Annotated in this window: 8 protein-coding genes; 7 read left to right on the plus strand and 1 reads right to left on the minus strand. The window is 63.0% G+C overall.

Annotated elements, in window-relative coordinates; genetic code table 11:
- Positions 1-19: 19 nt before the first annotated feature.
- Positions 20-2284 carry a methyl-accepting chemotaxis protein gene (locus tag KKO72_RS08825; protein WP_214937425.1) on the plus strand — a complete coding sequence of 755 codons (2265 nt, stop codon included), beginning with the start codon at positions 20-22 and terminating at the stop codon, positions 2282-2284.
- Positions 2285-2320: 36 nt separating this feature from the next.
- Positions 2321-8101: an Hpt domain-containing protein gene (locus KKO72_RS08830; RefSeq protein ID WP_214937427.1), complete on the plus strand. Its 5781-nt coding sequence runs from the start codon at positions 2321-2323 to the stop codon at positions 8099-8101.
- 81 nt (positions 8102-8182) lie between these two features.
- On the opposite strand, the gene KKO72_RS08835 is transcribed toward KKO72_RS08830, so the two are convergent.
- On the minus strand, positions 8183-9664 hold the full coding sequence (locus KKO72_RS08835) for a deoxyribodipyrimidine photo-lyase (RefSeq protein ID WP_214937428.1): 1482 nt from the start codon (positions 9662-9664) through the stop codon (positions 8183-8185).
- A gap of 15 nt (positions 9665-9679) precedes the next feature.
- On the opposite strand from KKO72_RS08835, the gene KKO72_RS08840 reads away from it, so the two are divergent.
- Genes KKO72_RS08840 through KKO72_RS08860 form a run of 5 tightly spaced genes read left to right on the plus strand, consistent with a single transcriptional unit; the run spans position 9680 to position 13542 of the window.
- On the plus strand, positions 9680-10279 hold the full coding sequence (locus KKO72_RS08840; RefSeq protein WP_214937430.1) for a YqgE/AlgH family protein: 600 nt from the start codon (positions 9680-9682) through the stop codon (positions 10277-10279).
- Between the two features lie 24 nt (positions 10280-10303).
- A complete protein-coding gene (ruvX, locus tag KKO72_RS08845; RefSeq protein WP_214937431.1) occupies positions 10304-10744 on the plus strand; it encodes a Holliday junction resolvase RuvX in 441 nt (146 codons plus the stop codon).
- On the plus strand, positions 10741-11238 hold the full coding sequence (pyrR, locus tag KKO72_RS08850) for a bifunctional pyr operon transcriptional regulator/uracil phosphoribosyltransferase PyrR (protein ID WP_214937433.1): 498 nt from the start codon (positions 10741-10743) through the stop codon (positions 11236-11238). The genes ruvX and pyrR overlap by 4 nt, the downstream gene beginning before the upstream one ends.
- Positions 11239-11240: 2 nt before the next feature.
- Positions 11241-12203 carry an aspartate carbamoyltransferase catalytic subunit gene (locus KKO72_RS08855; RefSeq protein WP_078366524.1) on the plus strand — a complete coding sequence of 321 codons (963 nt, stop codon included), beginning with the start codon at positions 11241-11243 and terminating at the stop codon, positions 12201-12203.
- Positions 12204-12231: 28 nt separating this feature from the next.
- A complete protein-coding gene (locus KKO72_RS08860; protein ID WP_214937435.1) occupies positions 12232-13542 on the plus strand; it encodes a dihydroorotase in 1311 nt (436 codons plus the stop codon).
- Positions 13543-13548: the final 6 nt, after the last annotated feature.

The following is a 13548-nucleotide window of genomic DNA, read 5'->3' on the forward strand; positions in this document are numbered from 1 at the left end:
TTTTTACCGGGTTGACCTTATGGCTGTTGTTGATCGCTTCAAAGACCTCTTCAAAAAGAAACCCCAGGACGCTGACCTGGACTCGGGGCTGAGTCTGGGCATGCCTGATCCTTCGAGTTATCAGGCGCCTTTGGAGCAGGCGCCCAACGAGGTGCGTCAGCAGTTGTCGGACCGTGATCCAACGTCTGGTCCGGACGGGAGCAGCCCGGCAGACGCCCACCTGATCCATCTGGCGCCACTGGGCAAAAAAACGGTGGCGCAACACCAGCGCACCCTGTCCATCCTGATGGGGCTGGCCTTGGTGTTGCTGGTGGGGGCGGTGTTGTTTGGTTTGAGCGGCAGTGACCAGGTGGCGCGCCAAGTGGCAGCCACCACCCAGGCCCAGCTGGAGTCTCAGCGCCTCGTCCGCTTGATGTCGCAAGCGCTGCTGGGTGAGGCCAAGGTGTTTCCCGAGGTGGCACAGAGTTCCCAGGCGCTGACGCGCGCGGTGCGTGGCCTGGCCCAGGGTGATTCGGAACTGCGGGTGGATCCGCTGGGGGCGGCGCACCAGGATTCCTTGGCCACCATCACCCCGTCGGTGGAACGCACCGACAAAAACATCGCTACTTTGTTGGCGCAGCAAAAGTCCTTGATCCAGGTCGGCTCTGCCTTGAAGGTGATTGCGCGCCAGCCCCCCGAGTTGCTGGACAAAACCCAGGACGTGCCGACCCTGATGGTGCAACAAAGCGCGTCTGCCGTGAATCTTGCTGTGGCGCGTCAACTGGTGGTCTTGGCGCAGAACGTTGGCAAAACGGCCAGTGATCTGACGCTGGCGCAGGGCGTTGGCCCTGAGGTCGTGGTCCTGTTTGGCAGGGATCTGGCCCTGTTCCTTGACCTCGCCCGCGGTCTGCTGGATGGCAGCGCCGAGCTGCATCTGTCTGCGGCCACCGATTCGGTGGCCCGGCAACGACTGGCGGACCTGGTCAAGTTGTCTGACAGCATCCTTGCGCAGGCAGTGGTGTTGCGGGATAACCAGCCGGGGTTGGTGGCGGCGCATGCCTTGCAGCCAAGCTTCCTGGCTGACAGTGAGGTGTTGCGCAAGGAGCTGGGTACCTTGCAAACCGCCTTGTCCTCAGAAGGGGGCTTGAGTCGTGTGGCCTTGGGGGTGCTGGTTGTGGCGGCGCTGCTGGCTTTGCTCAGTGCGGGTGGTTTGTCACGGGTGCAGCTGCTCGACAGCCGTCAGCGTCAGGCCAGTGCAGAACGTTTGCGCCTGGAAGCGCAGCAGCAGGAGCAGGACGCCAAACGGGTCAACGATGCCAACCAGGCGGCCATTCTGCGCCTCATGAACGAGTTGCAGACGGTGGCTGAAGGCGACCTGACACAACAGGCCACGGTGACCGAAGACATCACCGGTGCCATTGCCGATTCGGTGAACTACACCGTCGAGGAGTTGCGCTCTCTGGTGGGTAATGTGCAAAACACCGCCACCAAGGTGGCCACCACCACCGCCGAAGTCGACATGGCCTCGACCGAGCTGTTGGCGGCCTCGCAAGAGCAGTTGCATGAAATCCGCGAAACCGGCCAGTCGGTGGTGGACATGGCCCAGCGGATCAACCAGGTGTCGGCACAGGCACAGCAGTCAGCTGATGTGGCGCGCCAGTCCTTGAAGGCTGCGGCCGAGGGGCTGCAGGCGGTGCAGAACACGATTGGCGGTATGAATGCCATCCGTGACCAGATTCAGGAAACCTCCAAACGCATCAAGCGCCTGGGTGAGTCCTCGCAGGAGATTGGCGAAATCACCGAACTGATTTCCGACATCACCGAGCAGACCAACGTGCTGGCTCTCAATGCCGCGATCCAGGCCGCCTCGGCCGGTGAGGCCGGGCGGGGCTTTTCCGTGGTGGCGGAAGAAGTGCAGCGTCTGGCGGAGCGTTCAGCCGACGCCACGCGCCAGATTTCGGCCCTGGTCAAGGCGATCCAGACCGATACCCAGGACGCGGTCGGCGCCATGGAGCGCTCCACCCAGGGTGTGGTGGAGGGGGCCAAGCTGTCCGACAGCGCGGGTTCAGCCTTGTCCGAGATTGACCAGGTGTCGCGTCGATTGGCGGAGCTGATCGAGCAGATTTCGGGGGCCACCCAGCACGAGGCCAACATGGCCAACGAGGTGGCCGGCAACATCCAGCATATTTTTGCGGTGACCGAGCAGACCGGGGAAGGTACCCGGGCCACGGCGGCGCAGGTGCGCGAGTTGTCCAAGGTGGCTGAGGAGTTGCGGCAATCGGTGGCGCGTTTCCGAATTGTCTGACTGGCTTCACCCCCATTTGATTGGATTGTCTGACCCATGCTAGCTGTTGCAACCCCTACCGACATCCGTCACCTTGAGCCCGATTTGGGGCCGCTGGCCTGGGTGCTCGACGAGTTGCGCAAATCCCTGGATGGCGCCACGCAGGCATTGCGCCGGTTTGTGCGTGATGCCGAACTGTCCCGGGGTTCTGACTTGGCCGCGCTGGATGCCAGCCACCTGCGCATTGCGCGCCAGCAGTTGCACCAGGCGGTGGGTGCGCTGGAGATGGTGGGGCTGGAAGCACCCGCAACCATGTTGCGCGCGATGGAAGCGCTGGTGCAGAAATTTGTTCAGCGCCCCGAGTTCTGCAGCGACGACGCGGCGCAGCGGGTCGAGCGCGCCAGCTTTGCGTTGACCGACTACCTGGAAGGGGTGCTCAAGGGCAAACCGCTGTCCTCGGTAGCCTTGTTTCCACAGTACCGCGAGGTGTTGGCCTTGACCGGTGACGAACGCATCCATCCGGCAGACCTGTGGGCCCATGACTGGCACTGGGTGGATGTGCCTGTGCCCGCCGCCGTTGTGCCGCTGGCTTACGACGCAGTGGCCCGCTCGCGCATTGACGGCCTGATCCTCAACTTGGTGAAGGCCGCTCACGTGCCTTCAGCACTGGCCATGCGGGACATCTGTCTGGGTTTTGCCGCAGCACAAAAACAGCCCAACCCCCGCACCTGGTGGATGGTATGTGCTGCTTATTTTGAAGCAGTCGGGTACCAGCTGTGTGCCAGCGATGTGTATGAAAAACGGGCGGCGACCCATGTGCTGCTGCAGTACCGTACCCTGGCACGGGGTGAGCCCGAAATTTCCGAGCGGCTGGCCCGTGACCTGTTGTTCTTTTGTGCCCAGGCGGCACCGCTGAGCGCGGGGCAGACACCGGCTTTGCAAGCGGTGCATTTGGCCTGGGGCTTTGCCGCACCGGTCCGGGTGGACTACGAGACCCCCCAGTTTGGTCTGTTTGATCCGGTGGTGCTGGCGCAGGCGCGCAAACGCGTGGCCGCTGCGGCAGAAACCTGGTCATCCCTGAGTGGTGGCGATGTCAGCCGGATCAAGACGGCGGCCGACCAGTTTGCCTTGGTGGCCGATTCCGTGGTGAAGTTACACCCCGACAACCGTGAACTGGCCGCCGCTTTGCTGCGTGCGCTTGACAGTGTCACCCGATCCGGTGCCGCGCCCGATGTGTCGCTGGCGATGGAGGTGGCCACCTCCGTGTTGTACCTGGAGTCGGCGTATGAGGAGCTGGATCCGGACAGTGCCCAGACGGTGGCACGCGGCAACCGTCTGGCTCAGCGTTTGGACCATGTCAACACGGGTGGCCAGCCCGAGCCGATGGACAGCTGGATGGAAGAGTTGTACCGGCGGGTCAGTGACCGCCAGGTCATGGGCAGTGTGGTCGATGAGCTGCGCAGCACCTTGGGTGAGGTGGAGTCCGCGCTGGACACGTTTTTCCGCCAGCCTGCGGACACCGTGCCGCTGCACCAGGTGCCGGGGCGGCTGGCGCAGATGCGCGGCGTGTTCTCGGTGCTGGGGCTGGACCAGGCCGCGCTGGCGTCCTTGCGCATGCGCGACAGTGTGGAGCGCTTTCTGATCAGTGGCGAGACCAGCCCCCAGGATCACACGGCAGATTTCGACAAACTTGGCAACAGCCTCGGGGCACTGGGTTTCCTGGTTGACATGCTCAGTTACCAGCGCGAGCTGGCCAAGAAGCTGTTTGTCTACGATGAGGTCAGCGGTGAGTTCCGCTCGGTGATGGGGCGCCAGACGCAGGCGGACGAGCCTTCTGCGCCGCTGTTTGTGCCGACGCAAGCTGCATTGCCTGCCAGCCCTGCGCCAACCCCACCAGAGCCGACACCGGCAGCGCCGCTTGTGGCGCCCTCGGAAGATCTGGCGGCCAAAGCGGCTGCGCCCATGGAAGACGATGTGGATGATGACGCCGAGCTGCGCGACATCTTCCTGGAAGAGGCGCAGGAGGTGATCGAAACCGGGCTGGGCGCGGTACTGGCTTTGCACAACGACCCGGCCGCGATGGACCAGCAGACCAGCTTGCGGCGTGCTTTCCACACCCTCAAGGGCAGTGCCCGCATGGTGGGCCTGACCGAGTTTGGAGAAGCGGCCTGGGCCATGGAGCAGTTGCTCAATGCCTGGTTGCCACAGCAGTTGCCTGCCAGCCCGGAACTGGTGCACCTGGCCCACCAGGCCTTGCAAGGTTTTGGCCAGTGGATCAACGACATTGCGGGCCACAACGACACTGCCTGGAGCGCCACACCGTTTCGCAGTGCGGCCGACCGCTTGCGCGTCGACGGTATCGCGACCGAGTTGTTGCTGCATGGCAGCACGGTGGCGGCACCGTTGCCTGCGCCGGAAGCGACGCCTGACGAATTGGCTGAGCCCGATGTCCTGGACGATCTGTTGCCGCCCGTGGTCACGCCCATGGAGCCCCCTGTTGTGGATGAGGCGCCGGTGGCCGCCGAGGTGCTGACGGACGCTGCCACCCCGGCGAAGCAGGATTTCAGCGAAACACAGTTGGTGGACTTCAGCGAAACCCTGCTGAGCAACTTTGCAGACTTTTCCGAAGACCAGCCGGATGTACCGGAGGACCCGCTGGCATCGCTCGGTGTACCTCTGGACGATGTATTGGCACCGGCCGAGACGGCATCGGACAGCGAGGAGCCGATTGAGCTGATGTTGCCCGATGCCGAAGCAGAACCAGAGTCTGAACCAGAGCCAGAGCTTGGTGTCGTTGAGGCCGACGGGGTGTTGCCTGACGCCATGGATGGGCTGGAGACGCCATCCGAGCCCGCCGAAGAACAGGTCAAGGTGATTGGCACCCTGCGGATTGGCATCCCGCTCTACAACGTGTACCTCAACGAGGCCGACGAATGGTCACGCCGTCTGTTGACCGAGCTGACCGAGTGGTCGATGGAGCTGGCGCAGCCGGTGCCCGATTCGACCATTGGCCTTGCGCACTCGCTCGCAGGCAGCTCGGCTACCGTTGGTTTCCTGGCCCTGTCGGAACTGGCGCGAGCGCTGGAGCATGCGCTGGAACACACCCACCTGGGTGAGGCCGGCCTGCCCGAACACGCGCAACTGTTTGTTGACGCGGCCGAGGACATCCGGCGCCTGCTGCACCAGTTTGCGGCGGGTTTCCTCAAACAACCGGACCCAGAGGTCCTGGCTGCCCTGAAGTCGGTGCTCGACAGTGATCTGTCGCAACCGGTATCGCCGTTGTCTTGGCTCGACGAGGAACCGCCCGAACTGGATCTGGATTTTGACGACGTGTTGGCGCCGCCTGATGCTGACCTGCTTGCCCAGCCGCCAGAGGAGGCACCGGTCTCCGAGATCGACCTGGGTGATATCGACTTTGAGGTGGCCGAGCCTGAGCCCCCCGAGTCCGAGCTGCCTGTGGCCGCTCCCGACGTGGTCAGCGAGGTGGTGGATACGCTGGATGTGGACCTGTTCTCGGTGTTTGAAGAAGAAGCCCTGGAACTGTTGCCACAACTCAGTGGTGCGCTGCGGCAGTGGAGTGTGCGCCCCGACAACCTCGGTGCCCGTCAGGAGGTCTTGCGCGTTTTGCACACCCTCAAGGGCAGTGCCCGGCTCGCCGGGGCGATGGGCCTGGGCGAGATGGCACACCGCATGGAGTCGGCGGTTGAACTGATTGATGCCGAGACCGCGCACACCAGCCAGGTGACACCCTTGCTGGCGCAACTGGATGCCATCACCCAGCGTTTTGAGGCCTTGCGCGCCACACCATTGTCCGAGCTGGTGTTGCCGGAGGTGGCGTCCACCATGGCGGTTGAACTGGGGTCGGCGCAGGATGAGGAGTCCGACCCGTCGGCTGCGCCTGCTGTCCGTGATCTATCGCCCTTGCTGGCGGGCCTGACACCCTTAACCGCGCCGCCACTGCGCCGCGCCTCCAGCCAGACCATCCGGGTCAAGGCCCAGCTGATCGACCACATGGTGGACCAGGCCGGTGAGGTGATGATCTCGCGCTCTCGGCTCGAGTCGCGCCTGGGCCAGTTGCATGGCTCGCTGGGGGAACTGACCAGCAACCTGTCGCGCCTGCGTGGGCAGTTGCGCGACCTGGAGCTGCAGTCCGAGTCACAAATGCAGTCGCGCATGGCGCTGGCCAAGGACTCCGAGCAGGGTTTTGATCCGCTCGAATTCGACCGCTTCACCCGGGTGCAGGAGCTCACCCGCATGATGGCCGAGTCGGTGCACGACGTGGCCACCTTGCAGCGCACGCTGCAGCAAACGGTGGCCGGTGTTGAAGACGACTTGGCCGCACAGGGTCGGCAGACGCGTGATTTGCAGCGTGATCTGCTGCGCACTCGCATGGTCGAGTTCGACAGTGTGGCCGAGCGCCTGCACGGTGTGGTGCGCCAGGCGTCCAAGGACGTTGGCAAAGCCGCCCGACTGGAGATCGAAGGGGGCTCTCTCGAACTGGACCGTGGTGTGCTGGAGCGCGCCGTACCAGCGTTCGAACACATTCTGCGCAACGCGGTGGGTCATGGCATCGAGCCCACGGCTGCCCGTCTGGCCGCTGGCAAACCCGAGGTCGGAGTCATCACCCTCACAGTGGAGCAGCAAAGCAACGACGTGGCAGTGAGTTTTGCCGATGACGGTGTGGGCCTGGACTTGGTGCGTATCCGTGACAAAGCGCTGGCCCAGGGACTGATCGAGGTCGATCAGGTGTTGACCGAGGCCCAGGTGGCCAATTTGGTCTTCAGCTCGGGCCTGTCTACCGCACCCGAGCTCAGCGAGATGGCCGGGCGCGGGATTGGCCTGGACGTGGTGCGCAACGAGGTCAATGCCCTCGGGGGGCGGGTGGAGCTCAGTACCGAGGCCGGTCAGGGCAGCCGCTTCAAGTTGGTGCTGCCTTTGACCACGGCGGTCAACCAGGTGGTGCTGCTGCGTTTTGGTGAACTGGTGATGGGGGTGCCCGCCAACCAGATCGAGCTGGTACGCCGGGTGCCGCTGGCGGTGCTGCAGGCGGCCTACCAGTCGAGGCATTTTGATTACAACGGGCAGGAACTGGTCTTTTACTGGGCCGGGGCCTTGTTGCAAACCTCAGCCGCCAGTACCGAGCCACCCGCCAAAACGGCGCCGGTGGCGGTTTTTCGCAGCGCGGGCCAGTTGGTCGCCCTGCATGTGGACGAGGTGCTGGGCAACCAGGAAGTGGTGGTCAAGAACCTCGGTCCGCAGTTGTCACGCTTGCCGGGTCTGGTGGGCATGTCGGCACTGGCCTCCGGTGCGGTGGTGCTGATCTACAACCCGGTGGCGCTGGCGGGGGCCTATGGTGAACAGGCGCAGGCCTACACCTCAGCCCATGCGGGTGCTGCTTCAGCTGCTGCCCAGACACAAGGTGTCACGCCGTCTGACCAGGTCTCCCCGGCCAGCCAGGTGCCGCTGGTGCTGGTGGTGGATGACTCGATCACCGTGCGGCGTGTCACGCAGCGGCTGTTGAAGCGCGAAGGTTACCGGGTGGCCCTGGCCGCCGATGGTCTGCAGGCGTTGGAGCAGCTGCAGCTGGAAAAACCGGTGGTGGTGCTGGCCGACATCGAGATGCCGCGTATGGACGGTTTTGACCTGGTGCGCAACATCCGCAGTGATGACCGTCTCAAAGACCTGCCGGTGATCATGATCACCTCACGCATCGCCGAAAAACACCGCGACTACGCGCGTGCGCTCGGGGTCGATCACTACCTCGGCAAACCCTATCCAGAAGACGAGCTTCTGGCGCTGGTACGTGGCTATTGTGACGCCAGTTTTCAAGCCAAATAGGCCTCTAGCCCTTATGAAATAAGGGCTGATAGCTATCAAATTCATGTAAATCCCTGCGTTGCTTCACCCCAGACGGGTGATTCAAGCGCTTGGGGCTTTTTTCACCACCGCATACCGCGCCAGGGTTTTTGCCCGCGCCGCGTCGTGTTGCACCACCGGTTGCGGGTAGTTGCCACCCAGCGTTACGCCTGCCGCTTGCAACTCCAGCGGTTTGGCCAGCCAGGGCGCGTGGATGCTTTTGTTGGACAGGGGCGCCAGTTGCGGCAGGTAGCGCCGGATGAATTTGCCCTCGGGGTCAAACTTCTCGCTCTGGCTGATGGGATTGAAGATGCGAAAGTAGGGTTGTGCATCACAGCCGCTGGAGGCCACCCATTGCCAGCCGCCGTTGTTGGCGCTTAAATCAAAGTCGTTCAGGTGCTTGGCAAAGTAGGCCTCACCCCAGCGCCAGTCCAGCCCTAAATCTTTCACCAGGAAGCTGCCGACCACCATGCGCAGGCGGTTGTGCATGTAGCCGGTCTGGTTGAGCTGCGCCATGGCCGCGTCCACCAGCGGGTAACCGGTGCGCCCGGCACACCAGGCGGCGAACAGGGCCTCGGCCTCGGGGCCAGTCTCCCAAGAAATCGCGTCATATTCGGGTTTGAAGGCCTGGGTGGCTACATGGGGGAAATTGGCCAGGATGGCCACATAAAAGTCGCGCCAGACCAGCTCGCTGAGCCACACCGCAGCGCCTGCGCTGCCCGCCAGCTGGCGCTGCCAGGCGATGGCCACCAGGCGGCGCAGCGACACCGTGCCAAAACGCAGGTGCACACTCAGGTAACTCGGCCCTTTGGTAGCTGGGAAGTCCCGCGTGCGGTCATAACGGTCCATGCGCTCGAAGAAGTCCTCAAACAGGCGTGCACCGCCGGACATGCCGGTTGGGATCTTGAGTTGCCCCAGGTTGCTGGGCTCAAAACCGATGTCGGCCAGAGTCGGAACCAGTGTCTGAAACTCGGGTGGTCGTGGCGCCAAGCGGTTTCCCAGCGTGTTGACATTGTGGTCCACCAGGTGTTCGGGGGCCAGACGCGAGAGCCAGTTGTTCTTGTACGGGGTGAACACGCCGTAGACGCCGCCACTTTGCGTCAGGATCTCGCGGCGCTCAAAAATCACATGGTCTTTGCAGGTAAGCAACGCGATGCCATCAGCTTGCAGTGCGTTGGCGACAACCGTGTCGCGTTCGATGGCTTGTGGTTCGTAGTCATTCCCGGCAAACACGGCCTGGACCTGGAGCTGGCGCGCCAGGCGGGGAATCTCGTCACTGGCCACCGCGTGGCGAATGATCAGACCACCGTTGGTGTGTTGACTCAAAAGCCGTAGCGCCTCATCCAGTTCCACCAAGGATTCGCGGATAAATTCCACGCGCCGGTCGACCCGTGGCAGGGCCTCCAGAATGGCCCGGTCAAAGACAAAAACGCAGTGCAACTGGCGGCAACTGCGCAAGGCCCGGTGCAGTGTGGCGTTGTCGCTGCTGCGCAAATCGCGGCGGAACCACATCAATCCGGTCTCGTATTCGTGGCTTGTGTTCATCGCTAAAATCGTTTGATGTCCTCTGATTCTGCCTCCACCAACCTGACGAATCACTTTCTGATCGCCATGCCTGGGCTGGAGGACCCGCTGTTTGCGCGCAGTGTCGTTTATTTGTGTGAACACAGCGAACGCGGTGCTTTGGGCCTGGTGATCAACAAACCCTGCGACATCTCGCTCAAGGGCCTGTTTGACAAGGTCGAGCTGCCGCTGATGCGCCCCGACCTCAGTGACGACCCGGTGTTTTTGGGCGGCCCGGTGCAGACCGAACGTGGTTTTGTGCTGCACGAGGCGATTTTCAAGGACGCGGACAAACCCGTTGACCCGGTCTATTCCTCCACCATGATCATTCCCGGCGGGCTGGAGATGACCACCTCACGTGATGTGCTGGAGGCCATTTCCTCGGGCTCCGGCCCACGCAAGGTGATGGTGTCTCTGGGTTATTCGGCCTGGGGCGAAGGGCAGTTGGAGTCTGAGCTGATCGACAACAGCTGGCTCACCGTCGAGGCCGATGTGCGGGTGATTTTTGACACCCCGATTGACCAGCGTTACGAACAAGCCCTGCAACTGCTGGGCCTGCAAGCCTGGATGCTGACGCCCGATGCTGGCCATGCCTGACACACCCACACTATTTGTTAAAAAATGGCTCTAGCCCAGACAGATCAAGCCCCAGTAGCTACCGCCTTTGTAGCGCCTGGCTTGATGACCTTTCTGGCGCTGGACTTTGGTGTGAAGCGCACAGGTTTTGCCGTGGGCAACCGCCTGATGCGCACCGCCCAGCCGCAAGGCACGATCACCGCCGAAGGCGATGCGCGCTTTGTCAAGATTGCCGCCCAACTCAAGACCTGGCAGCCCGACGCGCTGGTGGTTGGGGTGCCGTTTCACCCGGACGGCGCCGCGCATGAAAACACAGCGAAAGCAAGACGTTTTGCCCGGCAACTACACGGCCGCTTCAAGCTGCCGGTGTTTGAGGTGGACGAGCGTTACACCACCACCGAGGCGCGTTCTGATGGCGCCCGTGATGCCGACGCCGCGGCCGCCTGCATCATCCTGGAACAGTTTTTAAGGAATCTCCCCCAATGAGCATGCTCGAACTCGATGCCGAAGCCCTCTACGGCGACTTGCTGGCCAGTGTCAAAACCGTTTTTAAACCCGGTATGCGCCTGATGGGCATCACCTCGGGTGGCGCCTGGCTGGCGCAACGCCTGCAGCAGGACCTGGCTTTGACCGAGCCTATTGGCGTGATCTCCTCGGCCATGCACCGGGATGACTACGCTAGCCGGGGTATGACGACCGCCGCGCAAACACAGATTCCCTTTGATGTGAATGACGCCCACATCCTGCTGCTCGACGACGTGTTGTTCACCGGGCGCACCATTCGCGCGGTGGTCAACGAGCTGTTCGACTTTGGCCGTCCGGCCAGCATCAAACTGGCGGTGCTGGTGGACCGGGGCGGGCGCGAGCTGCCGATTGCGCCAGACATCTACGCCGCGCGTATCCACCTTCCGGCCAATCAATCACTGTCGCTGGCGCGTGATGAGGCCGGCCAGTTCAGCTTCAATGTGAAAGTGCGCTGACTATGCTTTACAAAAACAACCCGCAACTCAACAAACACGGCGAGCTGATCCACCTGCTGTCCACCGAGGGTCTGCCCAAAAGTGTGCTGACCCATGTGCTCGACACCGCCACCAATTTCGTCTCGGTCGGTGACCGCGAGGTCAAGAAGGTGCCGCTGTTACGTGGCAAAAGTGTCTTCAACCTGTTCTTCGAGAACTCCACGCGCACCCGCACCACGTTTGAGATCGCCGCCAAACGCCTGAGCGCTGACGTGATCAACCTCGACATCGCCAAGTCCTCCGCGTCCAAGGGTGAGTCGCTGCTTGACACGATTGCCAACCTGAGTGCGATGGCCGCCGACATTTTTGTGGTCCGCCACAGCGAGTCGGGTGCGCCCTACCTGATCGCCCAGCATGTGGCGCCGCATGTGCATGTGGTCAACGCTGGTGACGGCCGCCACGCGCACCCGACCCAGGGTCTGCTGGACATGTACACCATCCGGCACTACAAAAAAGACTTTTCCAACCTGACCGTGGCCATCGTCGGCGACGTGTTGCATTCACGCGTGGCGCGTTCCGATATCCACGCACTCACCACCCTGGGCTGCGCCGAGGTGCGCGTGGTCGGCCCCAAAACCCTGGTGCCCAGCGACATGGCGCAGATGGGTGTGCGGGTCTGCCACACGCTCGAAGAAGGCATCAAGGGCTGCGACGTGATCATCATGCTGCGCCTGCAAAACGAACGTATGAGTGGTGCGCTGCTGCCCTCCAGCCAGGAGTTTTTCAAAAGTTTTGGCCTGACGCCCGAGAAGTTGCAACTGGCCAAGAGTGACGCCATCGTGATGCACCCCGGCCCGATCAACCGTGGTGTCGAGATCGACTCGGCGGTGGTCGATGGCGCGCACAGCGTGATCCTGCCGCAGGTCACCTTTGGCATTGCGGTGCGTATGGCGGTCATGAGCATCGTGGCTGGCAACGAGCCCTGAGCCTCCCCCCTTCATTGAGACGACTGTTATGAATACACCCAAGACTGTGCTGATCCGAGGCGGGCGGGTCATCGACCCGGCCAGCGGTTACGACCAAATAGCCGATGTGGCCCTTGCTGGCAATGCCGTGGTTGCTATTGGCGATGTAGCGCCTGACTTTTCACCCGAACTGACCATCGACGCCAGCGGTTGCCTGGTGCTGCCCGGTCTGGTGGATTTGGCGGTGCGCCTGCGTGAACCCGGTTACGAACACGCCCGCATGCTGGAGTCCGAAATGTCGGCGGCGGTGGCCGGAGGCATCACCAGCCTGGTGTGCCAGCCCGACACCGACCCGGTGCTTGACGAGTCCGGCCTGGTCGAGATGCTGCGTTTTCGTGCCGAAAAATTACAACAGGCCCGCGTTTACCCGCTGGGCGCTCTGACGCGCAACCTGCAGGGCACGGTGCTGACCGAGATGGTCGAACTCACCGATGCCGGTTGTGTGGCTTTCAGCCAGGCCGAGGTGGCGCTCTCCAACACCCAGGTGCTGCAGCGTGCTTTCCAGTACGCCAGCACCTTTGGCTACGCCGTCTGGCTGCGTCCGCAGGACGGTTTCTTGGGGCAGGGTGTGGCCGCCAGCGGCCCACTCGCCACCCGCATGGGCCTGAGCGGCGTGCCGGTGATGGCCGAAACCATTGCGATGCACACCATTTTTGAGCTGATGCGCGCCACCGGCGCACGCGTGCACCTGTGCCGCATCAGCAGCGCCGCCGGGGTTGAGCTGGTGCGCCAGGCCAAGGCGCAGGGGTTGGCCCTGACCTGTGATGTGAGCATCAACTCGCTGCACCTGACTGACACCGACATGGGCTACTTTGACAGCCGCGCCCGCCTGACCCCGCCGTTGCGCCAGCAGCGTGACCGCGACGCGCTGCGTGCCGGGTTGGCCGACGGCACCATCGATGCGCTGGTGTCGGACCACACCCCGGTGGATGACGATGCCAAGATGCTGCCGTTTGCCGAGAGTGAACCCGGCGCCACCGGGCTGGAGCTGCTGCTGAGCCTGGCCTTCAAGTGGCATCAAGATGCGGGTGCCGACCTGTTGCGCGCACTCTCGGTGGTGACCGATAGCCCCGCCGCGCTGCTCGGCAAGGCGCTGGGCGCGCGCCAGGGCCGCACAGGCCATCTGGCTCTGGGTGGTCTGGGTGATGTGTGTGTGTTTGACCCACAAGCTGCCTGGACAGTGAAGGCCGATGCGCTGGTGAGCCAGGGCAAACACACCCCGTTCTCAGGTTACGAGCTGCCTGGGCGTGTGCGTTGCACGCTGGTGGGTGGACGTGTTGTGTATCAAAACAGCCTCTAGACCTCG

Source organism: Rhodoferax sp. U11-2br (genome assembly GCF_018619435.1).
Taxonomy (GTDB): domain Bacteria; phylum Pseudomonadota; class Gammaproteobacteria; order Burkholderiales; family Burkholderiaceae_C; genus Rhodoferax.

Bases quoted from the DNA above. Each gene is read 5' to 3' on its own strand.
- KKO72_RS08860 (WP_214937435.1), top strand. From the start codon at position 12,232: ATGAATACACCCAAGACTGTGCTGATCCGAGGCGGGCGGGTCATCGAC.
- KKO72_RS08825 (WP_214937425.1), top strand. From the start codon at position 20: ATGGCTGTTGTTGATCGCTTCAAAGACCTCTTCAAAAAGAAACCCCAG.
- pyrR (WP_214937433.1), top strand. From the start codon at position 10,741: ATGAGCATGCTCGAACTCGATGCCGAAGCCCTCTACGGCGACTTGCTG.
- KKO72_RS08830 (WP_214937427.1), top strand. From the start codon at position 2,321: ATGCTAGCTGTTGCAACCCCTACCGACATCCGTCACCTTGAGCCCGAT.
- KKO72_RS08840 (WP_214937430.1), top strand. From the start codon at position 9,680: ATGTCCTCTGATTCTGCCTCCACCAACCTGACGAATCACTTTCTGATC.
- ruvX (WP_214937431.1), top strand. From the start codon at position 10,304: ATGGCTCTAGCCCAGACAGATCAAGCCCCAGTAGCTACCGCCTTTGTA.
- KKO72_RS08855 (WP_078366524.1), top strand. From the start codon at position 11,241: ATGCTTTACAAAAACAACCCGCAACTCAACAAACACGGCGAGCTGATC.
- KKO72_RS08835 (WP_214937428.1), bottom strand. From the start codon at position 9,664: ATGAACACAAGCCACGAATACGAGACCGGATTGATGTGGTTCCGCCGC.